Annotated in this window: 25 protein-coding genes and 2 tRNA genes; 12 read left to right on the top strand and 15 right to left on the bottom strand. The window is 41.1% G+C overall.

All coding sequences use genetic code 11. From position 1 onward, the window contains the following. Positions 1-12 precede the first annotated feature (12 nt). From M5U24_RS09225 to M5U24_RS09215, 3 genes are read right to left on the bottom strand one after another with little or no spacing between them, the layout of a single operon-like run. On the bottom strand, positions 13-783 hold the full coding sequence (locus tag M5U24_RS09225) for a TPM domain-containing protein (RefSeq protein WP_298202240.1): 771 nt from the start codon (positions 781-783) through the stop codon (positions 13-15). Further along, positions 776-1,531 carry a hypothetical protein gene (locus M5U24_RS09220; protein WP_099326001.1) on the bottom strand — a complete coding sequence of 252 codons (756 nt, stop codon included), beginning with the start codon at positions 1,529-1,531 and terminating at the stop codon, positions 776-778. The genes M5U24_RS09225 and M5U24_RS09220 overlap by 8 nt, the downstream gene beginning before the upstream one ends. Positions 1,532-1,574: 43 nt before the next feature. Beyond that, positions 1,575-1,826, bottom strand: coding sequence for a hypothetical protein (locus tag M5U24_RS09215; protein WP_157820634.1), 252 nt, complete (start codon positions 1,824-1,826; stop codon positions 1,575-1,577). Positions 1,827-2,257: 431 nt separating this feature from the next. Here M5U24_RS09215 and M5U24_RS09210 point away from each other — a divergent pair, with 431 nt between their 5' ends. From M5U24_RS09210 to ahbB, 3 genes are read left to right on the top strand one after another with little or no spacing between them, the layout of a single operon-like run. Next, positions 2,258-3,133 carry a 4Fe-4S binding protein gene (locus M5U24_RS09210; RefSeq protein ID WP_157820635.1) on the top strand — a complete coding sequence of 292 codons (876 nt, stop codon included), beginning with the start codon at positions 2,258-2,260 and terminating at the stop codon, positions 3,131-3,133. Next, a complete protein-coding gene (locus M5U24_RS09205; RefSeq protein WP_099326004.1) occupies positions 3,130-3,597 on the top strand; it encodes an AsnC family transcriptional regulator in 468 nt (155 codons plus the stop codon). The genes M5U24_RS09210 and M5U24_RS09205 overlap by 4 nt, the downstream gene beginning before the upstream one ends. A gap of 5 nt (positions 3,598-3,602) precedes the next feature. Beyond that, the gene (ahbB, locus tag M5U24_RS09200) at positions 3,603-4,073 is read left to right on the top strand and encodes a siroheme decarboxylase subunit beta (RefSeq protein WP_099326005.1); all 471 of its coding nucleotides are present in this window, start codon (positions 3,603-3,605) and stop codon (positions 4,071-4,073) included. A 314-nt stretch (positions 4,074-4,387) separates the two neighbouring features. Here the strand turns inward: ahbB and M5U24_RS09195 are convergent, their stop codons facing one another. The 11 genes from M5U24_RS09195 to M5U24_RS09145 form a co-directional block, all read right to left on the bottom strand. Next, a complete protein-coding gene (locus M5U24_RS09195) occupies positions 4,388-5,377 on the bottom strand; it encodes a phospholipase D-like domain-containing protein (protein ID WP_164995421.1) in 990 nt (329 codons plus the stop codon). Between the two features lie 44 nt (positions 5,378-5,421). Further along, the gene (locus M5U24_RS09190) at positions 5,422-6,297 is read right to left on the bottom strand and encodes an NAD(P)H-hydrate dehydratase (RefSeq protein WP_099326007.1); all 876 of its coding nucleotides are present in this window, start codon (positions 6,295-6,297) and stop codon (positions 5,422-5,424) included. Positions 6,298-6,373: 76 nt separating this feature from the next. Beyond that, entirely contained in the window at positions 6,374-7,129 is a 756-nt protein-coding gene (larB, locus tag M5U24_RS09185) for a nickel pincer cofactor biosynthesis protein LarB (RefSeq protein WP_099326008.1), read from the bottom strand. Between the two features lie 250 nt (positions 7,130-7,379). Then, entirely contained in the window at positions 7,380-8,858 is a 1,479-nt protein-coding gene (locus M5U24_RS09180) for an ISNCY-like element ISCku10 family transposase (protein ID WP_070065843.1), read from the bottom strand. 290 nt (positions 8,859-9,148) lie between these two features. After that, positions 9,149-10,159 (bottom strand): tRNA (adenosine(37)-N6)-threonylcarbamoyltransferase complex transferase subunit TsaD, encoded by a 1,011-nt coding sequence (gene tsaD / locus M5U24_RS09175; protein ID WP_070065844.1) that lies wholly within the window; start codon positions 10,157-10,159, stop codon positions 9,149-9,151. Between the two features lie 459 nt (positions 10,160-10,618). Next, complete coding sequence (locus M5U24_RS09170; RefSeq protein ID WP_211436053.1) at positions 10,619-12,301, bottom strand: IS1634 family transposase; 1,683 nt, start codon at positions 12,299-12,301, stop codon at positions 10,619-10,621. Between the two features lie 201 nt (positions 12,302-12,502). Then, entirely contained in the window at positions 12,503-12,955 is a 453-nt protein-coding gene (locus M5U24_RS09165) for a PEGA domain-containing protein (protein ID WP_099326009.1), read from the bottom strand. Between the two features lie 16 nt (positions 12,956-12,971). Continuing rightward, positions 12,972-13,457: a metallophosphoesterase gene (locus M5U24_RS09160; protein ID WP_099326010.1), complete on the bottom strand. Its 486-nt coding sequence runs from the start codon at positions 13,455-13,457 to the stop codon at positions 12,972-12,974. A 261-nt stretch (positions 13,458-13,718) separates the two neighbouring features. Next, positions 13,719-13,811: transfer RNA gene (locus M5U24_RS09155), tRNA-Ser, on the bottom strand. Between the two features lie 124 nt (positions 13,812-13,935). Continuing rightward, positions 13,936-14,025 (bottom strand) — tRNA-Ser (locus M5U24_RS09150). Between the two features lie 3 nt (positions 14,026-14,028). Beyond that, the gene (locus tag M5U24_RS09145) at positions 14,029-14,436 is read right to left on the bottom strand and encodes a bifunctional nuclease family protein (RefSeq protein ID WP_099326011.1); all 408 of its coding nucleotides are present in this window, start codon (positions 14,434-14,436) and stop codon (positions 14,029-14,031) included. Positions 14,437-14,833: 397 nt separating this feature from the next. On the opposite strand from M5U24_RS09145, the gene M5U24_RS09140 reads away from it, so the two are divergent. The 8 genes from M5U24_RS09140 to M5U24_RS09105 all read left to right on the top strand — a co-directional run bounded on the left by M5U24_RS09140 (position 14,834) and on the right by M5U24_RS09105 (position 22,084). Next, complete coding sequence (locus M5U24_RS09140) at positions 14,834-15,673, top strand: undecaprenyl-diphosphate phosphatase (RefSeq protein WP_099326012.1); 840 nt, start codon at positions 14,834-14,836, stop codon at positions 15,671-15,673. After that, complete coding sequence (locus M5U24_RS09135) at positions 15,670-16,380, top strand: CPBP family glutamic-type intramembrane protease (RefSeq protein WP_099326013.1); 711 nt, start codon at positions 15,670-15,672, stop codon at positions 16,378-16,380. Before M5U24_RS09140 ends, M5U24_RS09135 begins: the two co-directional genes overlap by 4 nt. A gap of 10 nt (positions 16,381-16,390) precedes the next feature. Beyond that, the gene (locus M5U24_RS09130) at positions 16,391-16,996 is read left to right on the top strand and encodes a flavin prenyltransferase UbiX (RefSeq protein WP_099326014.1); all 606 of its coding nucleotides are present in this window, start codon (positions 16,391-16,393) and stop codon (positions 16,994-16,996) included. 37 nt (positions 16,997-17,033) lie between these two features. Next, positions 17,034-17,324: a MazG nucleotide pyrophosphohydrolase domain-containing protein gene (locus M5U24_RS09125; protein WP_099326015.1), complete on the top strand. Its 291-nt coding sequence runs from the start codon at positions 17,034-17,036 to the stop codon at positions 17,322-17,324. Positions 17,325-17,330: 6 nt separating this feature from the next. Next, the gene (sppA, locus tag M5U24_RS09120) at positions 17,331-18,419 is read left to right on the top strand and encodes a signal peptide peptidase SppA (RefSeq protein WP_099326016.1); all 1,089 of its coding nucleotides are present in this window, start codon (positions 17,331-17,333) and stop codon (positions 18,417-18,419) included. Positions 18,420-18,620: 201 nt separating this feature from the next. Then, positions 18,621-20,099 (top strand): cysteine--tRNA ligase, encoded by a 1,479-nt coding sequence (gene cysS, locus M5U24_RS09115; RefSeq protein ID WP_099326018.1) that lies wholly within the window; start codon positions 18,621-18,623, stop codon positions 20,097-20,099. A 4-nt stretch (positions 20,100-20,103) separates the two neighbouring features. Further along, a complete protein-coding gene (locus tag M5U24_RS09110; protein WP_099326019.1) occupies positions 20,104-21,717 on the top strand; it encodes an HD family phosphohydrolase in 1,614 nt (537 codons plus the stop codon). A 112-nt stretch (positions 21,718-21,829) separates the two neighbouring features. After that, entirely contained in the window at positions 21,830-22,084 is a 255-nt protein-coding gene (locus tag M5U24_RS09105) for a Smr/MutS family protein (protein WP_099326020.1), read from the top strand. A gap of 34 nt (positions 22,085-22,118) precedes the next feature. On the opposite strand, the gene M5U24_RS09100 is transcribed toward M5U24_RS09105, so the two are convergent. Next, complete coding sequence (locus M5U24_RS09100) at positions 22,119-22,739, bottom strand: hypothetical protein (protein ID WP_099326021.1); 621 nt, start codon at positions 22,737-22,739, stop codon at positions 22,119-22,121. Positions 22,740-23,268: 529 nt separating this feature from the next. Between M5U24_RS09100 and M5U24_RS09095 the strand changes: the two genes are divergently transcribed. After that, entirely contained in the window at positions 23,269-23,622 is a 354-nt protein-coding gene (locus M5U24_RS09095; protein WP_099326022.1) for a DMT family protein, read from the top strand. The last annotated feature ends 78 nt before the right edge of the window (positions 23,623-23,700 follow it).

Here is a 23,700-nt window from a genome sequence, read left to right as displayed (position 1 = left end):
AATCCAGGTCCCTTACCACCTGCCGGAGGCGCCGCCCCCGCCAAACGAACCGCCCATCCCGCCGCCAAAGCCTCCGAAACCACCGGAACCCCCCGATCCAAAACCCCTTGAACCGCCGGAACCGCCCCAATAATACGGTGAGAACATCATCCTCCGCCGAAGTATACCGCCGCCAAACAAGAAGGGTAATATGAAAAATATTAATAACAACGACGACAGTGGGCTCCTGCGCCTTTCTGCTGCCCTGCGTATTTTTGTCATGTCAGGCATGCCAGTTATTTTGACGCCTTTTTCTTCGGCAATTTTATCCACCATTACCAATGTGGCCAGAAAAATGCCTTCGCCAAACTGCTCCTTTTTAAAATTAGGAACAAAAAATGTCCTCCCGAGAGTACCACAAAAGCTGTCAGGCAATATACCCTCAAGACCGTATCCTATTTCAAATCTGTATGCCCGGTCATTTTTTGCCACGACGATAAGCGCCCCGTTATCTTTCCCTTCCTGTCCCAATTTCCACTTAGTAGCAAGGTTGATAGTATACATCTCAATAGGTATATTGTCGGTGGTATCCACCGTAAGAACCACCATTTGCGCACCCGTTTTTTGTTCCAGTTCCTGCAAATATCCGTTCAGCTTGTTTTCTATCCGGGCTTCGATGATATTTGCCTTGTCTTCCACATATCGTTTGGGCACGGGTAAATCTTGTCCGTACGAAACAGCGGAAAAGAAAAAAATAAGCAGAAAAAAACAGATATGTGTAGAGAGAGAATGTTTTTTATACATTTTCCACCTTAAATTCATCAATTTTCCCGGCAAGGGCATCAATTTCACAGTACAATTCTTCAAAAATTTCTTTCAGTTCCTCAGCGGAAGGATTCAAGTCCTTCGCCTTTATCGCAAGCAATTTGGTAAATGGGTCAATTTTGATATTACAGCAATCCCTTATTGCAGAGAGAATCGCACTCTTTTCTTTAGGGATTTTTTGACCGTACAAAAAGAGGATGCCGCAAAAAATAGGAAAGTAGCCGGAAATGGCGCCTTTGAACAAATCCCTTAGCACCGTCTTATTACCCATAGCCCTTATAAATCCCTGACAAATTTGCTGAAGTCTGCTTTTCAACTCGCGCTCGCATTGAAGCCTGATATCTTTTTTCTCAATCGTTATATTTTTCAGGATATCTTCTCCGTAAGCAAGCTGATTGTTGTTCTTCATATCTAAAAACTCTAATGGAAATTCGGCTAAAGACCTTTCGATATAATTTTTTGTCATTACAAGAGGCGCATGTAGCTTTTTTTTGCCATATTGCTTCCCCAAAGAAGCAATAAAGTCGAAAAAGGTGACCTTGATCTCCTTAACGACAATTAATGTGTTGATATCGGAATGTTTTACATCAAAATCTTTTGTTATGGCGCTGCCGGTGAGGTATATAGAAACGATATTTTCTTTGTGATGCGATAGAATATCGAGAAAGAACGATTCTACATTTTTTTTAATTTCAGCAGATAAATAGGAAAGATTAAGATTTTCCATTGACTCGTTCCTCCAAATATATGCACCATACGTTTTAAATTAACTAACTTTCCCGCTCTTCCAGTTTTTTCCGTAATGCGATATTTTCCTTTTTCGTAGTTTCCAGGTCAAATTGCAGATATTTTATGTTTAATCGCAATGTGTCAAGGGTTTCCTGTAACATCTTAAATGATTTCAGGAGATCTTCACATTTTTCTCCCATTTCACTATACATGGTTAACCCTTTTAATTCGGCCAGTTGTTTAATTTCTTCCAATAGTTTTAACAACCTGTTCTGAAAAACCTGATCATCCATGAAGTATGCCTCCGTCAGTAATTTTTTGTATTTTTTGGCAAAATATTTAATGGTAAAATCCGAAAACAACTTCTAATGACAAAATGCTTTGAAATTCTAAACAAATGCCTCTTTCTTATTTCGTGTTTCATATTTTGTTGTATGTTTTGGATTTGTTTTGAATTTTATGCTTTGTTATTCAAATTTGTTTCGTATTTCGTGCTTCGTGCTTGTCTGGTTTAACTTGCATGATAAGTCACAGGGTGTTCAATGTCAAGCCATAAGATGGTTAAGGGTAGAGAATGCTGTATTGACAATAAAATTTAAATTTGACAATGCCGTTTTTTGCCCATATACTTTTAAGCATTAATGTAAGGAAAAGGGTTTTTCGCTATTAAATTCTGAAATTTGACTCAATTTTGTTGTGGCAATTTTCTTTTAAGGAGTTATCGTTGGAGTGGGATGAATCAGCAACGCTGTTACTGGAGAAAGTGCCTCCATTTGTACATAAAAAAGTGCGTGACAGGGTGGAGTCGCTCGCCCGTGAGCAGGGAAAAAACCTGATTACCTCAGTTGAAGTTATTGCGGCCAGAGAAGCTTTTGCCTTCAACCAAAATCTCCCCCCTCAAACAGTAAACAAAGAAACCGAAACCGGCAAACTCTCCGTACTCAGGAAATATCAAAAATACTTTGACGCACAGGGCAACCCTGTCTTATATCAGGCAAAAGCCTGCAGAGGAGCGGAGGTTAACTGTCCATTTCTTATTAAAGATTCCGAAATTTTAGCGGATAAACTCCGCGAGAAGTTAAAGGAATTGCATTTCACTGACAGATTAATAGAAAAAATTGAGGGCAGAATATTGCCTCACCACACCATGAAACTTGCGGTAGCCGGCTGTCCCAACAGTTGCTCTATGCCGCAAATTAAAGATTTTGGAGTTCATGCGGTTGAACCAGTTTTTGTTGACGCCGAATGCGAATGCATTGAATGCATGAAATGCGTGGAAGCATGCCGCGAAGATGCCATAACGGTGAAGGATGCACAGGTAACCATTGATAAGGAAAAATGTGTAGAATGCGGTATTTGCGCAAAGGTGTGTCCTGTTGGCACGATAAAGGCATCGGAAGTCAAATTCCGTGTAATGATTGGCGGAAAACTCGGTCGCCATCCCAGGTTTGCCCTGGAGCTGTTCCCGAATACAGATGAATCTACGGTGCTAAAGGCATTGGAAGTGTGTGCAGAAATGATTATTTCAAATAAGGAAGAACACCGGTTTAGAGTACTGGTGGAACAAAAGGGAATAGAGGAGATAAAAAACAAGATATGATATTGTGCGATACCGACAGAAAGATTCTTCATCGATTGCAGTCAAATTTGCCGCTGGTATCAAGGCCCTTTGAGGCATTGAGCAAAGAGCTGGGCATTGATGAAGACACGATTATTGAACGAATTAAATACATGATTGACAATAAATTTGTCAGACGCCTCGCCCCAATAATAAACACCCAGGCAATGGGAAGGGAAGCAACGCTAGCGGCAATAAATGTTCCTGAGGAACGGATTGAAGAAGTAAGTGAAATTATCAATGGATATACCGGCGTATCTCATAATTATCTCCGCAACGGAAAAAACAAAGATATACCATACAATATGTGGTTTACCATGTCCGCCAAAGATGACGAAGAATTGCGCAGCAATCTAAAGGAAATAGAGTATCGTACAGGGCTGGTTGTAAGAAGTCTGCCTACAACAAAGAAATTCAAGATAGGGGTTAAATTTAAAATTTATTAATAATTATGGAAGATAAAAAAGAAGATATAGACCTTAAACTCATAAAATATACCCAGGAAGGCCTGCCGGTTACGAAGACGCCATATAAGGATATTGGCATTGCCATAGGGATATCAGAAGAAGAGGTAATCCAACGGCTGAAAAATCTTTTGGAAACTGGAAAGATCCGAAGGCTTGCGGCGTCAATTGCCCATCGCAAGATAGGCATCAATGCAAATGCCATGTGCGTGTGGAAGGTTTCTGACGAACGGGTGGATGAGGTAGGTAAGATTATGGCAAAATTCGAAGAGGTAACCCACTGTTATGAACGCCCTACGTATTCAGATTGGGAATATAATGTTTTCACTATGATACATGGGTATACCGATGAAGAATGTGAAGCCGTAATCGCGGCGATAAAGAAACAGACAGGGTTAAACGATTGTGTTATTTTGTATAGCGAGAAAGAGTTTAAAAAAGTAGGGGTGCGGATATAGCAAATTCCAGCTAAGCTGGCATAGCCAGAACCAAACAATTGCGAGATAAAAAATCCGAAATCCGAAACAAATTCGAATCACAAAGCATAAAATTCAAAACAAATACAAAACATCCCCGTCTGCATGCGATCACTCACTCACTCACTCACTCACTCACATGCAGGCAACAACATGAAACGCGTTTAGAATTTTAAATCATTTTGTAATTAGCATTTGTTTCGGATTTCGCCATTAAATATTTTGACGAAAAATGCAAATAAATTACTGCTAATATGCTAAATACCCGCCGTGTGCTGTTGTTCCTCGCCCTTTATTTATTCTATTATCCCGTCCTGTATGCGGAACTGAGAATTAAGGCGCGGACGGGAAATGAGTTTTCCCGTGTAGGTAATGGTATCTCCCTGTGAAATATTCATAACTTTCTGATACATCTTCCAATGAAAAACTACAACAACATCTGCCTTTTCTTCGTCACCTTGATGGCTGATTCCAACACGGTTCCAATCTACACGCCCTGCTCCTTTATGCACAACCGTGCCATTCCATCGAATGTACCTGCCATTGTATTCTTTCCATTGCGCCTTTTTTTCAGCACCTGAGAGGGCGCTTTCTTTACCAAATAATTTGTTTAATTCCCCGAAGGAGACATCTATATATTTTTTTTGAGTCAGGCCGTTCTCCATTTCAGTTGGTGGTGTAACGGAGATTTTTGTTTTTCCATCATGGCCGGAATTTTTTTGGGTGAGACTTTCGCCATCTTTTGTTAATGAAGAGGGGAGGGAAATGGGAAGGATGTTTGCTTCCTCCTGTTCTTTCCGGACAATGAAATTTGCCGCATTATCTCCTTCCGTAAATAATGTGTAAAACGTGTTTTTATAGCTAAGTGCTTTCTCTTTATTGTAGTGGAAGGAAACATAATCGTGAATGTTTCTGTTCCGGTATGCCATCCAATTGTAAACGCCTGTAATCAATATCCTGTCGTCAAGTATAACAAAATCCTGGTGTATGCTGTTGCCGTGGTTTTTGTTTGGCGATTTTATCACGCGAACATCAAATCCCTTTTGTATTAATGCCGTTGCCAACAGGCCTTTTGAGATGTCCTTCCCGTGCATGATGACAGCGACTCTTATACGAACACCCCTTGTTTTTGCGTTTACTAAAGATTCTTCAATGTCCAATGAGGCAAAATCATAGATACATATATCCACGCTGTGTTGTGTATAGTGCAGCGCATCTTTTACCCTGTCTCTGATGGTGTTACCTGTAATTTGAGTTGAATGTTCGGCATAGATAAATCCGGGCACACACCATTGTACAAAGATTGATATTATGAATAACCGTAGTGCGTTCATTTGTTTTGTATGTGATTTAAAAATGCTTTTGGCAAATTATCCAGAATATCCGTAGCGGTCATAGATATTTCACCCACTGCCTGTTTTGCATAATCTCCAGCAGTACCGTGTAAATACACTCCCAGTTGCGCCGCTTCAAAAGGCGGAAAGTTTTGTCCGAGCAACGCGGCTATCATGCCGGTTAATATATCTCCAGAACCGGCGGTAGCCATTCCCGGATTACCGGTGGTATTGACATAATATTTTTCGTTATTCATAACAATAGTGTTGTTGCCTTTTAAAACCAGCGTCACCTTGTCTCTTGAGTTTATGAATTTTTCGGCAATTTCTTTGCGTTTTGATTGTATTTCTTTGGTGGTATATACCTTTAAAAGGCGTGCCATCTCTTGGGGATGCGGGGTAAGTATAACGTGCTGTTTTATTTTATCCAGGGTTGCCGTATCTTCGGCAAGGGCATTAATACCGTCAGCGTCCAGTACGATAGGTCGTTCAATATTTTGCAGCAGCCACAGCACGAGCCTTTTTGTTTCCACACACTGCGATAACCCTGGTCCAATGGCAACTACATCAAAACGTTGTGAAAAGTCAAGGATATCCTGCCTTCCCATATCTGAAAGGGTTTTCAAATGGGTTTCAGGCAGCGGATGAGTCATAACGCAGGTTAACTTCGTCGCGACAATTCCATGCAGGCTTTCAGGTATCCCCAGAGTTACAAGACCTGCGCCGGAGCGTAATGCCGCTTCGCTGCACAGGCATGCCGCCCCCGTCATACCATAAGAACCGGCAATGACTAGCACCCGGCCAAAGTCCCCTTTGTGACTGTCAGGTTTTCTGGGAGGTATTTTTAGTATACTGTTAATCTGTTGCATCATATATTTCTGCAGTCATCAATCTGCAATCTGCCGACTGCTACGCGGTATAATAGAAAATTCCAAGTCCTTAATATCATTACTCTTTCCTTTTGCTGTTAATCAGCGAGGCGACACATGCAGCGCCAAAACCATTATCAATATTTACCACTGCAACACCGGAGGCACAACTGTTCAACATTGATAAAAGAGGGGCGATGCCATTGAAACTTGCTCCATAGCCAATACTTGTGGGAACACCAATGACAGGGCAATCTACAAGCCCTCCCACTACGCTTGCAAGGGCGCCTTCCATTCCTGCAACGACAATGATAACGTTGGCCTTTAGCAACTCTCCGTGGTTTTTCATTAGCCGGTGAATGCCCGCAACGCCGACGTCATATAACGTTTCCACTCTATTGCCCATAAATTCTGCAGTAATTCTTGCTTCTTCCGCCACCGGAATATCAGAGGTGCCGGCGGAAACGACCATGATGAGTCCTTCGTTTGTATTTTCATGCGTTTTGCGCAGGGTAATTGTCTTTGCCTGTTCATGGTACACAGCTTCAGGGAATTTTTCGGAGACAGCGTAATAAACCTCTGCACTTGCCCTCGTTGCCAGCATGTCTTGTCCGCTTTCGACAATATGCTCTACAATCTTTACCACCTGTTCAGGCGTTTTCCCCATGCAAAAGATTACTTCAGGATAACCACAACGAATTTTCCGGTGAATGTCTATCTTCGCAAAGCCAATGTCCTTGTAAGGAAGTTCTCTTATTTTATCAAGAACATCGTTTAAGGGTATTTTATCTTTTTTATAATTTTCCAGTAATTGCTGTATGTTGTCAATGTCCATATAAATATTCTCTTATCCCTTTGTTTAAGCTAGCCATTCCGGCATAAGTAGTGTCTGAACGAAAACTATCTTTTTTATGCAAGATTCTTTCTCTGAGCAAATTTAAATTTTTTTAAATTGCCCCTTTTTCAACTTTTTCTTCTACGCTTTAATCTATGATACGGTTGTTTTATTCATTTCCCTCGTTTTTACCATCTTTTCATGTTCTCCGGACATACTATCCCTCATGGATTTTTATTCGAGAGTGTTTTTACGCTGCCTTACGTACTGTTTCTTTTTCTTCCCGGACTTTCTTCTGCAATATACTCCCCATCGTGTGCAAATTTGCCGCCAGCACTCCTAATGCGCAGTATCTTTTAAATCCTTCTATCCCTTTGTCTAAGCATCTGTCCAGCCCATGATGTTCTAACCGGTTAATATCTGACTCCACCGCTGAGTGCTTGTGCCTGAGTTTTTTAAATGTACTCTCCGATTCTTCTTCTGTCTCCGCCTTATTCCTTTTTCCTTTCTTCGGTATGATCACTTTCGGTATATAAAGACTTATCAGTTCCTTGTATTCCTTCTTGTAAAAACCCTTGTCTGCACTTATACTTTCTATCTCTTCTTCACCAAACAAATTTAATAGCTTGTCTGCTAACGGCAGAATTAACGCCACATCTGCTTCTTTTTCCACTACTTGGTGATATCCGATAAACCCCCATTGGTCACTTGCTATCACCAGATTGTGGCCTAATTCCACCCTCTTATTCGCCTTCCCTTTACTCAACCATTCTGTGTGTGGTTCAAACAGTGAATATACCTTTTCCCCTACCGGTATTTGCTCTTCCTTGATAATTCTCCTCTCTACCAAATCTCTGTGCTTCTCCAGCATCTGATAAAAATATTCCATCGACTCCAATGCCTCTTTCTGCATTTCTTCCGCACCCGTTGTTAATATTTTTTCGTACACCGCTATTATGCTCGCACCTATCTTCTCACTTAATCTCTTTGCTAATCCAAGATACTCTTTTACTTGCTTCTTAACCGCCTCCTCTTTCTTGTTTCCACCACCACTTGCCGCTTTCGAACTACTCCTCATCAGACTCTTTAGCTCTTTCCTCCAATTCTTTACCTTTCTCCATCCTTTCCCGTTCAATACCCCTCCCTCTATAAATGCCTCTATCCCATCAAGGCACTTCCTACCCGCATCCCACAGCAAATTCATGTCCGTAGGAAAATGTACGTTTGTCTCCACCACATACGTATCCGTCTTTATGCGGAGCTTCTCCTCCCGTCCGTTCTTTGCCAGCCTCTGGCCTGCCTTTACCACCACATCATTAATCTTCCCCAACGTCTCCTCATCGAGCAATCTTACGTTATCCTTGATGCTTTGCAGCGAATACTTCTTACCCCTCCCAAATACGGTATCTACTCCCATTATCTGACGAATCAGACTATGGTGATTCACCATATCTTCCAACCTGTCATAATCCGCATCTAATCCCAATCTCACCACTCCTATTACCATTATCTGCCATAACTCCATACCATTACGCCCTGTCTCTTTCTTCCCACCCTTTACCTTTGCTTCCAATACCCTGAATACTTCCTCTCGTAATTCCTCTGTAACAAATATGTATTGTAATGCCCTCAAAATCGGCGCTAACTCATCCCTGCTCTTTTCGGGAATTTCTACCTCTGATATTGGTGTGCTTCCAAGTCTCCTTTGCGGCTCGAATCTTTTTCTCATGGCGTGGCAGTTCTCCTTTTGATGACTCTGTTTTTCTGATGTTTTGGGCGAATGTTTGTCTCTTTTCACCCCTTGGTACCCTCGCTTCCCTTATTCTACGCCCTAAGTTTAACATCTACTCACTATACTTTCAACCCTTCATGCAGATACTTTCAACCTCCTTTACCACGTATTTCAAGGCTTACAGCGTTTTCGTTCAGACACTAAGTATGAAAGCAATTGCCAGAAGGTTCAATGAATTTCATAAATCTTTTTGTCTGTTAAATAAATGTATGAATAAAAACCAGGACTCACGAAGGATTGGCTTCCATGCGCAGGTCTGAAATATTGCCTTCTGAATATTTCCAATAAGCTAGTCCCGCCACCATAGCGGCGTTGTCAGTACAAAGTTCTCTGGAAGGACAATACACGGGTAAACGTATTTCGCGCGATATTTCCTGGAATTTTTCCCTCAACCGTGAATTTGCCGCAACCCCTCCGCCAATTAATATGCTCCGGGCGTGATGTATTTTTGATGCAGCCACTGTTTTATGAACAAGCACATCAATAACTGCTTCCTGAAAACTTGCGGATATGTCGGCAATATCCATGGTGTTTTTTAATGATGTTTGTGACCGATTTTGGTCCTGTCCCTTAACATGATATAATACAGCAGTTTTCAGTCCGCTAAAACTAAAATCGAGGGAATCTTTCCCCAGATATGCCCTTGGGAATGGTATCGCTTTGCGGTTGCCTTGTTTTGCCAATTGGTCAATTACAGACCCCCCGGGATACCCAAGACCCAAAATTTTAGCCACTTTATCAAACGCCTCTCCTGCGGCGTCGTCAATGGTTTCCCCCAATACGACATGTTGCGTTTCCCTTTCCGACAAAAACAATGTGGTATGTCCCCCTGAAACAACAAGACTTACCGCAGGGTAGGGAATTGCATCATGCTCCAGATTGTTTGCGTATATGTGGGCATGCAGATGATGAACGGCAATGAGGGGAATGTTGAACGCCATGCTTAACGTCTTTGCCGCAGTGACGCCAATTAACAGCGAGCCAATTAATCCCGGAGAATTTACCACGGCAATGGCATCGATATCGGTACATTTTACCTCTGCTTCCGTAATGGCACAGTGAATAATTCCGATAATGGATTCAAGATGCGCACGGCATGCAATTTCAGGTACTACGCCACCGAACGGACGGTGAAGTTTGTCCTGGGAGAAAATTACATTCGATACGATTTCCCTGCCATTTCTCACTATTGCAACAGACGTCTCGTCACACGAGGTTTCGATTCCAAGAATAAGCATTTTACAAAAAAAGGGTAACAGTTCAGATTTTTGAAAAAGTCAGGAAACATAAAAAAACAATGCAGCCCCCGCCAGTGATGATTTGTTTGTAGCCCAATAAAATTCAATGCTGTTATGACATTGTGTTCTGCTGCAAACAGGTTGCTCCTTCAGAGCTTATAGCCTGGCAAGGTTGGGTTGAGGCAAGAAACCCGATCTAATTTAATGTAACACTTTAGTTTTTTGAAAAATGTACTACCTATAAGCTCCGTAGGAGCAGCCTGTTTGTAGCAAAATAGGATATTATAACAGAGATTAGCTCTGTTACGAGCGACCTGTCTTTTGTAAATCCATATAAACAGGTCTACCTGAATACGGACAGGCCGCTCCTACGGAGCTATTTACCTTATTGAATTTTATTGCGCTACAACGGATGTTCACCCCAAGTCAAAAAACAAAAGTGCCGTAAAAGCCTTATATTTATTGGCTTTTACGCCGAACAGCAAGCTTTTTTCTAGTGACTACCCGTATGTTCCGGCTTGGCAATACTTCTGGCAACTTTATCTGTAATGCCTCTAATAATTCATGTGATTGTTGCCGCGGACACGGGATCTTCTGGCAACTAGCTTTTTGGCCTTTGATTGTTACTTCCATCGAACAAATGGTCGTCAATTGTGCGAGACCTTCCTCTACCGTCAAGTCAAAATTCTTCCACGCTCTGCGCAGCCTTCGAATTATCATGTACGCAAGCATTACCACAAACACATGTCCCCGTGTACTATCCTCCTTTCTTACATACACCGGACGAACCTCCAAATTCACCGTCTTACAGTCCCGAAACGCCTTCTCCACTTCCGTTAAATCCTTGTATCGTTCATGTACCAGATTGGTATCCGCCTCGTTCTCCTCAAGATCAGTCTTGATTGCGTAACAACCATCAAGGTATGATGCCTCCTTTAATGCTTCCTCATCTCTCTCTATCTTTAGCGTCCTATCCTCTTCTTTTATCTGCACCCACCCATCAAGTTTCAATCTCGTTAGCCTTTCCCTTGTTGTTTCCAGGGCCTTCGATACTGACGACTTAGGATGTTCCTTCAGATAACTGTTCTTCTTCACGATGTATTTCTCTATACTCTGTAATTTTGATACACGGGTCTTTGACATCTCTTCCGCCCTTACCGGATTGCGCCTCAGAATATATCGAACCTCATCATCCTTTATCTCGCAGAGCTTTTCTTCGAACAATCCTAATTGCAGTATCCCTTTATTTATCAACGACTCTATCTGCGGCTTGGTTATCGCCGTTATGTAATGAAACCCTTCCGGTAAACTTTCGATTTGCACCGTCTTGATCATCCCACGATCTCCTACAATCGTTACATCTTTGCATCCAAACCGCTCTAATACCTTCTTTACCTGAGATTCAAAGGTCTTCGGATCCTGGGTGTTGCCCCTAAATACTTCTGTTGATACCGGCTCCCCGGATTCATCACAAAGCATACCGATCACTATCTGTTTTTTCCTCTTTTTGCCGTCACGATTATACCCGTACTCACCAAAATGATTCGACTTCCCCTCTAAATAACTGCTCGTCACGTCATACAAAAACAACTTCGGCTTATTGCCTCCTCGTCTTAACTCAAACAGCTTTCGCTCTATCTTTGCCTGATTCTCTGACAACCATGACAAATTATCGTACAGATTGTTCTCGTCAAACCCACGCTTCATATCCAGGACGTCACCCGCAGCATGTATCTGCGCCAGCCTTACTGCAGACAGTCTTGACCCCTGGCCTATTACCCTTGCCATTACTTGCCAAAGCGCCAGCTTTCCTTCAAAGTCCTTTCCCAATGCCTCTTCTATCCCTAATTCCTTTGCCACTTGGTACACGCTCCACGCTGCTCCCACAGACAAACCCTCATGGAGTTTCACCGATTCTGACAATGCGCCCAATGCACAGAGATCGTCTTTATGTGCGAGTGCAAGTCTTATCGCTTCAATCTCCAGGGGAGTGCAATTCGACAGATTCGCAATGGTGCGTTTCTTGACCTTCCCATCCTCACGGTACGATTCCCGCAGAAGGGTAGATCGATAGATTTTTTTACCGGATTTTGACTTGTTCTCTACAATATGCATGTCCACCATTGTACAGATAACAACCATTATCCGTCAAGTATATTGTCGGATAATAACAATATATTAGTGACTACATATTTATTAAAAATACAGCCTTAACAAACTATGTATTAAGCACTTATGCGTTTTGGCAGGGGTGAACATCCGTTACAAACAGACCGCCCCTAACAGGGCTACATGGTATTTTTTCTATCCCGGGAATTTTTCAAAAAACTAAAGTGTTACAATTTAATGGGAAGTATGCTGAAATAACTGTTCTTTTAATTCTGATGCATTCTTCAGGAGTTCCTCTTTGTGTTCTTCCACAGGTCTTTCTTCCACCGGTTCCAGTTTATAAAGGAAATAATGTGCATCTTCAATTTTTATAGGGAGAATGAGTTCTGCGAAAAAATCCAGAGGTACATATTGATAATAGGGTGTTTTGATTTTTTCATAGACAGTGAGCCGTTTTGCCAGCAACCTGCCGTCTATGTCTGTTTTTTCCAGGGAAAATTTTCTGGTTCCGTAATAGGTGAATTTTGTGGTCACCGGAGTTTGCCCGATAGGTTCGTCGTCCAGATAAACCGTTGCTCCGGGAGGTTCTGAATCAATGGTGATCGTACGAAGTACACAGCCGCACAAAATTGAGCTGGCGGCTATGCAGGGCGCAATTGATTGAAAGATTATTTTGAAAAATTTCATATATTTTAAGTGGTTGTTAAGATGCCGGTGAAAGATCGACTATCTCCGCATGGAATGTTTTAAGATTTAATAAAGCTACGGTACTTTTGCCGCTGACCCAGCCACAGCATTCTCCAGGGTTTATGTATAATGGTTTCCCTCTGGAAATTTCCGGCGTATGCGTATGGGCGCTTATAATGATGTCAATATTTTCAATATTCACACTGCCGGTTAACATTTCAGGCATATGTGACACAAGGATTGTTTTTCCGTCTATGGTAATAGTATATGGCGGAATGTGGATATCGTTGCAGACGCCAAGCAAGCCCTTTTGTTCGCCATCATTATTGCCAAACACCCCAATAAACCGGGCTTTCACATGCATCAATTCTTTCAGGGAAAATGGGGCGACAAAATCGCCTGCATGAATGATATATTCTAAATCCTGTGTATTAAAAAAACGAACAGCTTTTTTGATTGCTGGAATATTATCATGCGTATCTGCAATAATTCCGATTTTCATACAGATAAGGAGGGAATGTTCATTCTGAAGAAACGCAGCATAATGGTGTTTTTCTTAATGCCAGGGTTTCTGAGGAATGTTTTTCTTTTTAGAAAAATGCCGTAACCAAAAAGGCTTTAACTGCAAAGTACACAAAGAAAATCTTACAAATAAAAAAGGGTTTTGCCTGGCAATACTACCTGTTGCGCCAAAGAACAGGGCAATCGCCTGCTAACAAGCCACACGTAAGGTAATACAGGAATTAACAGGGCATATAGTATATGGCGGAGAGGCCGGGATTCGAACCCGGGGTAGGGCTTTAGACCCTACAACGGTTTAGCAAACCGTCGCTTTCAGCCGCTCAGCCACCTCTCCGGTAATAGTTTTATGTATTGGAATTATTTAATAAAATAATAAACCGCTGGTTTCTTACTTGTTATCAGGAATAACGCCAGCGGTTGATATAAAAACTTCCATCAGTAAAGTTAAAACTGAAAAATGGCGGAGGGAGTAGGATTCGAACCCACGGAAGGCTTACACCTCCTGCAGTTTTCAAGACTGCCGCCATAGTCCACTCGGCCATCCCTCCGTTTTAAAAACAGTCTTCTGTTTTGCAGACTTCTTCCAATACCTTGCTTGCAACAAAGATAGGTGTATTTTTCTGCATAGCCAGCGCTACTGCATCGCTAGGCCTTGAATCAATTTCAATGATATTTCCGTCTTGTCGCAATACAATTTTTGCATAAAAAGTATTATTTCTCAGATCGCTGATGACCACCCGCTCTACGTCTGCATTAAGACTTTCTATAATTCTTGTAATTAAATCATGCGTCAAAGGGCGTGGGGTACTGATTCCCTTTACTGCGCGGTCAATTGCCCATGCTTCATTAAGGCCAATTATGATGGGAAAGCTTCTTTTCCCTTCCAGTTCTTTTAACACAATGACCTGATGATCACTTGTTTCAGTGATTACAATTTTTGAAAGTGATACGGGAATCATTGGCCACATCCTCAAGATAAACTTCTGTTTAACCGTAAATTACTGCAATACGGCAAACCGCAATAGGCATTTCAAAAATTGTAGCACATCGACCCCTTTTGTCAAATAATTTTTAATTACAAGGAGTTTCAGGTAATAAAAGTGGGCAGGTAGGGTAAAATAAGCTGCAATCGGTAGTCGGCAAACTGCAGGCTGAGGATTGAGGATTGTATTTGGGCGTTAAATGAAACGTTATTGACAGCCTTCCGACTGGCTGATATACTGGCAAACCTTTATTGTATTACCCGGTAAAAGTTTTTTTATTTGTAAGTTTTTCTTTATATTCTTTGTGGTTAAACCTTTTTTAGTTGCGGCTTTGCTGCGATATGAATAATGGATATTAAAAGCGAGAAATTGTATGATTGAACATATTGTCCTTGGGATAATCCAGGGTTTAACGGAATTCCTGCCGGTAAGCAGCTCCGGTCATCTGGTTATCTTAAAAGATTATTTGCAGGTGAAAGAAACCAACGGCGTCCTTTTGGAGGTGGTGCTGCACCTGGGCACATTGCTTTCTATCTTTGCTGTTTTCTGGAAGGATATTCTGGAAATCTTTCGCGGGACAATTATTTCCACGCTAAAACTATGTTCCGGATGTCGTCCAAAGGAAATTTGGGCGGAGGACCAATACACACGGTTATTTATGTTAATTCTTATTGGAACTATACCTACCGGGATCATTGCGCTGTTATTTGAAGATATGTTTGAGTCATTATTTAATGAACCACTTCTTGCTGCGGTTGCAATTCTTATCACAGGCCTCATTCTGTGGTTGACAAAATTCATTGGAGTAAAAAACCCTGGCGGAAAGCCGTTAAATGTGTTACGCGCTTTGGTTATAGGCGCTGTACAAGGGATTGCAATTATTCCGGGCATTTCCCGTTCCGGCCTGACAATCTCGGCGGCTTCCTACATGGGAGTTAGCCGTGAATCAGCGGTTCGGTACTCATTTCTTCTCAGTATACCTGCGATTGTTGGCGCGGTGATTCTTCAGGCACGAAAGATAGATGTTATGCATGATAAAAACCTTATCCCTCTGGCTGCCGGCGCCGGCGCGGCCTTTATCGTAGGATATCTTGCCTTGCAATTCCTTATAAAAATTGTACAAAGAGGCAGATTGTATATGTTTGCATATTATTGCTGGGGTTTTGGGTTTGCAGCGACAATCTCTTTTTTCCTGAAATCTTTTTATCAATGAAGAGTTTGTATTTTTCCCGTTCGAAACGTCTTGCAAATAGTTTTGTATTTATCTTGCCCTTACTTATTCTCTATGAAGCGGGGATTGCATTTTACGGCTCAGCATTAAAAAACACCGCAGATACCATCACAAAAACACCATTAACACTATTCGGCAAAAGCGGGTCGCTGGTATTCAATCTACTGGTAATAGTGTTTCTTCTGGTAGCGGTATTTTATATTGAAAAAGAACATAATCTTAATGTATTTCTGTACTTCCCGATGTTCATTGAAAGTGTTGTTTATGCCCTGTTTATTGGTTATGTGGCTGGTTTTGTAGTATATAAGGTGTTATTTCCGTATTTGCTTGCTATGCCCTTTCATTGGGAGACAGGAGGAGGAATACTCCTTTCAGTAGGCGCCGGCGTTTATGAAGAAATAGTTTTCAGACTGTTGCTTGTTTCTGCTTTCTATTTATTCATAACAAAAGTACTAAAGGCAAGCAAACCGCTTAGCGCCGTAGTGAGTATTATTTTCAGCGCGCTGATATTTACGATTATGCATTATATCGGAGGTTTGAGCGGCGCGTTTACCTATACAAGTTTCATGTTTAGAATGCTATCCGGTATAATATTGGCATGTATTTTTATGTTTAGAGGGCTTGGTATTGCCGTTTATACTCACGCAATATATAATGTACTTGCGGTGTTAAAATTGTTTCAGGGATAAGGAATTGTGTGTGGAAAATATTGTCGTTGGAATTACTGGCGCAAGTGGTGTTGTGTATGCACAACGGCTTTTGCAGGTGTTAAGTAAAAATGATATTTCACTCCATATATCAATTTCCGACGCCGCATTTAAGGTGATACACCATGAATTGGGCATTGATTTGCCTTGTGAAAAACCAAATTATGATGCGTTATTAGGGCGCTCCGCGAATAATATAACGTATTACAATAACTCGAATATCAGCGCAACGATTGCCGGCAGTCAATTTCCTGTAAAAGCAATGGTTATTGTTCCGTGCAGTATGAATACACTATGTTCTATCGCATGTGGGATTGCGAGCAACCTCATTCAGCGTGTTGCAAACGTAACGATAAAAGAACGAAGAAAGCTGATAATGGTACCCCGTGAAACGCCTTTATCGTCGATTCATTTGGAGTCGATGCTGAAACTGTCTTCAGCAGGAACGTGTATTTTGCCGGCAATGCCGGGTTTCTATCACAATCCGGGGACAATAGCCGATCAGGTGGATTTTGTAGTTGCAAAAATACTGGATATGCTGGAGATAAAACATTCGCTCATACCAATATGGCAAGGCGAAAATGATGATACGAAATGAAACAGGTAATTTTGGTAGTTTTTTTGATATCTGATGTATGAATATTAGTAAATTTCAGAAGCTTATTGAAGAAATGTATCTGGAGAAAGATTCGAAGCGGGGTTTGGCAAAGACCTTTATGTGGTTTACCGAAGAGGTTGGAGAGCTTTCGCGTGCGTTGAGAGATAACAATAAAGAAGAATTGGAAAAGGAGTTTGCCGATGTGCTTGCATGGCTTTTTTCCCTGGCAAGCATATCAGGAGTTAAAATGGAAGAGGCAATTGCTAAATATACTACCGGTTGCCCTGTGTGTGGAAAAATTCCCTGTATGTGTGAAGAAATAAGGTAGGGTTAAATGTCAGAAATAAATAATACCGTTTTGCCAAATGGAATAACCGGACCGTTTGTCTATATTAAAAATAAAAGGGGCGCCGGTTTTTGGGTAGCCACCGGCCTTGCGACATTCTTCTTTTTATGTACTCTTTTTTCGTTTCTGCTGTTGATTGGGTCGCTTATGATGGGCAAATCGATTATTGCAGGCGGTGCTATGGACAAAAAATATGTCACAGAAGAGATAGTTGAAGGAAGTGGTGAGAATAAGATTGCTGTTATTTCTGTGAAGGGGATTTTGACAAATGAGACTACTGGAAATCTTTTTATAGAAAAACCGAGTATTGTTGAAATCGTAAAGGAACAACTGGAACATGCGGCAAACGATGTTCAGGTCAAAGCGGTTTTGCTTGAAATAGAAAGCCCGGGCGGGGGCATCACGGCAAGTGATATTATGTATCATCAAATTATAAAGTTTAAGAAGAATACGCAGAAAAAAATAGTGGTATATATGGAAGATATTGCCGCTTCGGGGGGATATTATATTGCCTCTGCGGCAGATTTTATCGTTGCTCACCCTACGACCATTACAGGAAGCATTGGCGTAATTATGCCGTTAATAAATATTTCGGAATTTATTAACCGTCATGGTGTTGTCGATAATTCAATTGCATCAGGGGATATGAAGGAAATCGGGTCTCCTCTGAAACAGATGACGGAGGAAGAAACCGAAATACTCCAAAATATTATCAACGAAATGTACATGCAGTTTGTTGAAGTTGTTTCCATCGGGAGAAATCTGGACGTAGAGGAGGTAAAAAAGATTGCCGACGGCAGAATTTATACAGGGAAACAGGCCCTTGAAGCCGGTTTGGTTGACAAGATCGGTTATTTGGAAGATGCGATTGGTATGGCAAAAAAGGCATCAGGTATTGATGAAGCAACCATAGTAAGATACAAAAGACTATATGGGTTTGCAGAATTGTTTGGCCTGCTATGCACGAAACTTTCACAAAAAAACACAATTACATTAGATATTTCCCGCTTTCCGGAGCAGAGCCAGAGCATCACAAAACCAATGTACCTCTGGAATGGTAGTTCGAGGGGTAATTGATTTTCAAACAACACAAAGCCCCTTATACTCAGGAAGCTCCTGGCAAGGCCTTTGGCCGCAACCAAATATCGAAATACGAATCAAATTCAAAATGTTTTGAGCATTCAAACTCACGGCGGGTTAAGGTTACAAACCTGAACCGGCACCGGATTTTCAAAAAACTAAAATATTACCTTTTATGAAAACTGAGAAAAATAAATCATGACGCTAAAATTTTACAATTCAATTACAAAGAAAAAGGAAGTATTCAAACCATTGGTTGAGGGGCACGTCAATATGTATGTTTGCGGTCCTACGGTTTATGATCATCCTCATATTGGACACGCAAAGAGTTACGTGAGCTATGACGTCATAGTCAGGTATCTGAGATATCTTGGATATAAGGTGTGCTACGTGCAAAATATAACGGATGTGGGACACCTTACCGACAACGCAGACGCCGGTGACGACAAAATCCTGGCGCGCGCTCAAAGGGAACGTATAGAGCCTGCAGTGCTTGTGGAAATATATACGCGCAGTTATTTTGAAGATATGGATGCGCTGAACAATCTAAGGCCGGATATTTCTCCAAGGGCTACAGCGCATATACCCGAACAAATAGAACTTATAGAAAAGTTGATCAGTAAGGGGTATGCGTATGTGTCCAATGGTTCCGTTTATTTTGAAGTAAGCAAATACAGGGAATACGGAAAACTCTCGGGACGAAAGCAGGAAGATCTGGAGGCGGGCGCAAGGATAGAAATTAACCTGGAGAAAAGGAATCCCAATGATTTTGCGCTTTGGAAAAAGGCGGAGCCTGCGCATATTATGAGATGGAAAAGCCCGTGGGGAGAAGGATTCCCAGGATGGCATCTTGAATGTTCCGCAATGTCAATGAAATATCTTGGCGAATCGTTAGACATTCATGGCGGAGGCATTGAGAATATGTTCCCTCATCATGAATGCGAAATCGCGCAGAGCGAGGCGGCAAACGATATGACCTTTGTTCGTTATTGGATTCATAATAATATGGTTACCGTAAACGGGCAAAAAATGGGAAAATCCTTGGGAAATTTTGTAACCCTCAAGGATGCGTTTAAAAAATACCATCCGTTAACGATACGATTCTTTATTCTCTCAACCCACTACCGCAGTCCGCTCGATTTTAGCAATGAGGCGCTGGACGCTGCGGATAAAGGTTTGAAACGTTTGTTTAATACGATAAAGAGGGTGCGGCGGCAAATAGATGAAGCTGCGAATGGAGAAACGACTGTTCTTGTTTATGAAAAACTGGAAGAGCATAAAAAGGCTTTTCTTAACGCCATGGATGAGGATATTAATACATCAGGCGCTATTGCAGCCCTTTTTGATTTGTCTAAAGAGGTGAATGCATTACTGGATTCCGGCGAAGAAGTGAGTAAAAAATGCATGGAAGATATAAATTCACTCTATCAGGAACTTGGGGATGGCATACTCGGCATTGTTCCTGTGCGCAAAGAAGTGAAGGCTGATATTGAGGATGATTTCAGTGAAGGCGATAAAAGCGTACTGAAAGAAGTAATGGGAGTTCTTATCGATACCCGAAACCAACTCCGGAAGGAGAAACTATTTCAATTGTCAGATTTTATCAGAAACAAACTCACGGAAATAGGAATAACACTTGAAGATACACAGGACGTCACTCTGTGGAAAAAAAGATGAAAAAATGAAATTTCAATGGAGCGATGATTTATCTGCTGGCGTTCTCAAAAGACAGATAATGAAACTTGTTGACATTGGACGGGCGCTCTCCGGAGAGAGGAATCTGGATAAACTGCTTGAGATGATTGTTGATGAAGCCTGCAGATTTACGAATGCCGATGCAGGCACTCTTTATACTAAGGAAGGTGAATATCTGAAATTTAAGATACTGCAAAATGTTTCTATGAATATCAGGATGGGGGGATGCTCAGGCAAAGAAATAACATTTCCTCCGGTTGAATTGAAGGAGTCTAATGTTTCAGCTTATGCAGCAATTAAAGATGTTAGTGTTAATATTCCTGATGTTTATGACTCTGAATTATTTGACTTTACCGGGCCTAAAAAATTTGACGCCACTACCAAGTATCGGACAAAATCCATGCTTGTCGTCCCCATGAAGAATCATGAGAATGACGTTATTGGCGTTCTTCAGCTTATTAACGCGCAGGAGAGGCGAACGGGAGAAGTGATTCCTTTTTCCGCTGATTTTGAAAATCTTGTACATTCGCTTGCCTCACAGGCTGCAGTTGCATTTACGAATGCAAAGTTGATTAAAGATATGGAAGAATTGTTTAGCGCGTTTGTAAAAGTAATGGCTACTGCGATTGACGAAAAATCACCCGTTACCGGCGGACATATCCAGCGTGTTGCTGAGTTAACCATGATGATGGCGAAAGCAATGAACGCACAAAAAGAAGGACCTTTTGCGCATGTTTATTTTAATGAAGATCAGATGTGCGAATTGCGAACTGCCGCCTGGATGCATGATATTGGAAAAGTCACTACTCCGGTAAATGTCGTTGAAAAAGGAAACAAACTTGAGGCGATTTTTGACCGGATTCATTATGTGGAATTGCGTTTTGATTATTTAATCCAACAGACAGAAAAAGTGTATTTTCAGAAAAAGGCAGAGCTGCTGGAAAAGCACGCTGAAAAAAATGAGATTGAGAATTTGGATGAAGAAATGCTCAAAGAGGTCTGCACATTGAAGGAAATGAAAGAATTTGTGCTCCAATGTAACAGGCCGGGAGAGTTTCTGGAAAATGAAAAAACAGAACGATTGAAAAACATAAGCCAATTAACCTACATAGACGCAAACGGGCATGAGCAAAATTATTTGAGTGAAGATGAATTGAAAAACCTTTCCATCCGTAAAGGAAGTATAACGGAAGAGGAACGGAAAATTATGCAGAATCACGCGGCTATGACGTTGAAGATGCTTAAGCAGATCCCTTTTACAAAAAAACTTAAGAACGTGCCCTGCTTTGCCGGGACGCACCATGAGTATATTAATGGGAAAGGATACCCACTTGGGATGAAAGGTGATAATATACCGATTGAAGGCCGCCTTATTGCCGTTGCAGATATTACAGAAGCCCTTACGGCAGCTGACCGTTCATACAAAAAAGCCATGCCACTGGAAAAGGTATATGAAATACTGGCGTCTATGGCAAAAAATGAAGAGCTGGACAAAAATCTGGTGGAGTTTCTGATAAAAGAGAAAATTTACGAACGTTATTTGGAAGAAAAGAAGAAAAAAGAGAAAAAAGAAAATGACGTGCCGCCCGGTGGGGTTTAAATCGTAATGCGTAAGACGCATCCCCCTTGCCCCCAGTGGGAGGGAGATTATCGTAAATCGTAGATCGTAAATTCCCCTGAAGCCGTTTTTTTGGGGAGGCATTAGTGAATGTATGGCAAAATTAAAATTGGATTTACACGATATTTGTAAAAATGGTTCTTTGATTGAAAAAGAATTGAACCGGGCAATAAATGAAGCGGTTGAGAAAAGGATTGCGCTTGTGGAAATTATTCCAGGAAAAGGAAGCGGGCAGTTGAAGAAGGCCGTCCTGAGATTCCTCAACCGTCCTGAAGTAAAAAAATTGTATCATCGAATTGACAAAGACCGTGATAATTTTGGAAGGCTTTTTGTACGGTTTAAACATTGAGTGATGGTCTGTATTTTTTGTAACGCTACTGCGATTATTGACAATACTCTTTGTATCCGGCCATATAGTCAATGACTTTCTTTTTTGCCTCTGTGCGTAAATCCTGTTTTAAGTCTTCATTCATTAAAACCTTTTCTACACTCTTCCATACTTCACACAAATCCATGCTGAGAAATAATTGCGATTTAACAAGGGCAAAAATCATTGAAACGGTGAAGCTGTTGTTTAGTGTTTTATATGCTTCTTCCAGTATTGGCAAGGCGTCTTCCGGATGGGAAAAATTATCCATTGCCATGAGATAACCAAGGCAGAATATTTCATCCGCATTTAGGAAGTCTGTATCCAATTGAACAAATGGCACATGGTATCGCAACGCCAGGTAGTACATATAAAATTCAGCATTGTTGTTCCCTTCAAATTTCCATGACAGGGCGTTTATTACGGCGGCTTTTTCGTCTATGGGATTCTCTGGAGAGGAAAGAAATTCCGCTATTTCAAACCCCAGCACACTTTGTAAATGTGCACGTTGAACCATTTTCACATCCATGTAAGCTTCATAAAATTCAGTGGACGTAATAGGTGAATCTGCCGAAGCAATTTTGTGGGACAAAAAAAGCGTATTTATGATAAGGACGAATACAACTATTTTTTTCATATCAAATCATTCTCATTTTTAAAGTGGAGGGAAATAGTTTTACGTAACTATGTATTTTTTTATTTAATATCTTGTTTTAAGATTGTATGCAATAAACATCTCTTCTCTTCTATCGGAGCAACAGCAATAAATAATATACTACATGATAAATCCGGATATTACTAATGGAATTAACAGGAATGCTGATTTAACAGGTGAAAAGTTTGCAGAGGGGTTTTAATGCGCATCATCATCCCTAAGCTGGACAAGATACGAAAGGGAAACCACAGATTACACAGATTAAAAAAATCGTAGGAAAACACAGAGAGCGTGTTCCTATAATGGCAAATGACTATTAAAATTAAATCTGGAAATGAGTAATATCCATTTGCATGTAATGGCGTAAAAAGCAAAAATGTATTGGATATACGGGAAGTTGCATGTATTGTAACACTTTAATCTTTTGAAAAAGGTATTACCGATAAGCGCCGTAGGAGCAACCTGTTTGTTGCAGGAAATGATATTGATCAGTTATTTCGGATAAAATAATATGCGAAACTATCTCATTACCATACTGTTGCTTTGTTGCAGTAATGTTTTTATGACATTTGCATGGTATGGACATCTTAAAAATTTGTCTCATAAAACGTGGATTATTGCAGCCCTTGTGAGCTGGGGCATTGCCTTGTTTGAATATCTGCTTCAAGTGCCCGCAAACCGTATTGGGCATCAGGTGATGAGTCTTGGGCAACTGAAAATACTTCAGGAGGTAATCACTCTTATGGTGTTTGTGCCATTTTCCGTAATTTACATGAAAGAAAAGATACATTTTGATTATTTATGGGCTGGCATATGTTTATTCGGGGCAGTCTATTTTATTTTTCGCCCTAAACTTCTTCCATAGCAGTTTCCGTCAAGGCGGTGAGCGCCTCTACGTATCTTAAGGCAGTAAATATATTATTAAACAAAAAAGAGGAGTATT

Source organism: Candidatus Kuenenia sp. (assembly GCF_027493735.1).
In the GTDB taxonomy this organism is placed as follows: Bacteria; Planctomycetota; Brocadiia; order Brocadiales; family Brocadiaceae; genus Kuenenia; species Kuenenia stuttgartiensis_A.
This window is presented reverse-complemented; position numbering and strand designations above follow the sequence as displayed.

Excerpts from the sequence above, each read along its gene's own strand:
- M5U24_RS09180 (WP_070065843.1), bottom strand. The coding sequence starts at position 8,858 with ATGAGAAAAAGATTCGAGCCGCAAAGGAGACTTGGAAGCACACCAATA.
- M5U24_RS09145 (WP_099326011.1), bottom strand. The coding sequence starts at position 14,436 with ATGATTCCCGTATCACTTTCAAAAATTGTAATCACTGAAACAAGTGAT.
- M5U24_RS09135 (WP_099326013.1), top strand. The coding sequence starts at position 15,670 with ATGAAGAGTTTGTATTTTTCCCGTTCGAAACGTCTTGCAAATAGTTTT.
- cysS (WP_099326018.1), top strand. The coding sequence starts at position 18,621 with ATGACGCTAAAATTTTACAATTCAATTACAAAGAAAAAGGAAGTATTC.
- larB (WP_099326008.1), bottom strand. The coding sequence starts at position 7,129 with ATGGACATTGACAACATACAGCAATTACTGGAAAATTATAAAAAAGAT.
- M5U24_RS09215 (WP_157820634.1), bottom strand. The coding sequence starts at position 1,826 with ATGGATGATCAGGTTTTTCAGAACAGGTTGTTAAAACTATTGGAAGAA.
- M5U24_RS09160 (WP_099326010.1), bottom strand. The coding sequence starts at position 13,457 with ATGAAAATCGGAATTATTGCAGATACGCATGATAATATTCCAGCAATC.
- M5U24_RS09100 (WP_099326021.1), bottom strand. The coding sequence starts at position 22,739 with ATGAAAAAAATAGTTGTATTCGTCCTTATCATAAATACGCTTTTTTTG.
- ahbB (WP_099326005.1), top strand. The coding sequence starts at position 3,603 with ATGGAAGATAAAAAAGAAGATATAGACCTTAAACTCATAAAATATACC.
- M5U24_RS09170 (WP_211436053.1), bottom strand. The coding sequence starts at position 12,301 with ATGGTTGTTATCTGTACAATGGTGGACATGCATATTGTAGAGAACAAG.
- M5U24_RS09220 (WP_099326001.1), bottom strand. The coding sequence starts at position 1,531 with ATGGAAAATCTTAATCTTTCCTATTTATCTGCTGAAATTAAAAAAAAT.
- M5U24_RS09140 (WP_099326012.1), top strand. The coding sequence starts at position 14,834 with ATGATTGAACATATTGTCCTTGGGATAATCCAGGGTTTAACGGAATTC.
- M5U24_RS09165 (WP_099326009.1), bottom strand. The coding sequence starts at position 12,955 with ATGAAATTTTTCAAAATAATCTTTCAATCAATTGCGCCCTGCATAGCC.
- sppA (WP_099326016.1), top strand. The coding sequence starts at position 17,331 with ATGTCAGAAATAAATAATACCGTTTTGCCAAATGGAATAACCGGACCG.
- M5U24_RS09190 (WP_099326007.1), bottom strand. The coding sequence starts at position 6,297 with ATGATGCAACAGATTAACAGTATACTAAAAATACCTCCCAGAAAACCT.
- M5U24_RS09125 (WP_099326015.1), top strand. The coding sequence starts at position 17,034 with ATGAATATTAGTAAATTTCAGAAGCTTATTGAAGAAATGTATCTGGAG.
- M5U24_RS09225 (WP_298202240.1), bottom strand. The coding sequence starts at position 783 with ATGTATAAAAAACATTCTCTCTCTACACATATCTGTTTTTTTCTGCTT.
- M5U24_RS09095 (WP_099326022.1), top strand. The coding sequence starts at position 23,269 with ATGCGAAACTATCTCATTACCATACTGTTGCTTTGTTGCAGTAATGTT.
- M5U24_RS09110 (WP_099326019.1), top strand. The coding sequence starts at position 20,104 with ATGAAATTTCAATGGAGCGATGATTTATCTGCTGGCGTTCTCAAAAGA.
- tsaD (WP_070065844.1), bottom strand. The coding sequence starts at position 10,159 with ATGCTTATTCTTGGAATCGAAACCTCGTGTGACGAGACGTCTGTTGCA.
- M5U24_RS09105 (WP_099326020.1), top strand. The coding sequence starts at position 21,830 with ATGGCAAAATTAAAATTGGATTTACACGATATTTGTAAAAATGGTTCT.
- M5U24_RS09205 (WP_099326004.1), top strand. The coding sequence starts at position 3,130 with ATGATATTGTGCGATACCGACAGAAAGATTCTTCATCGATTGCAGTCA.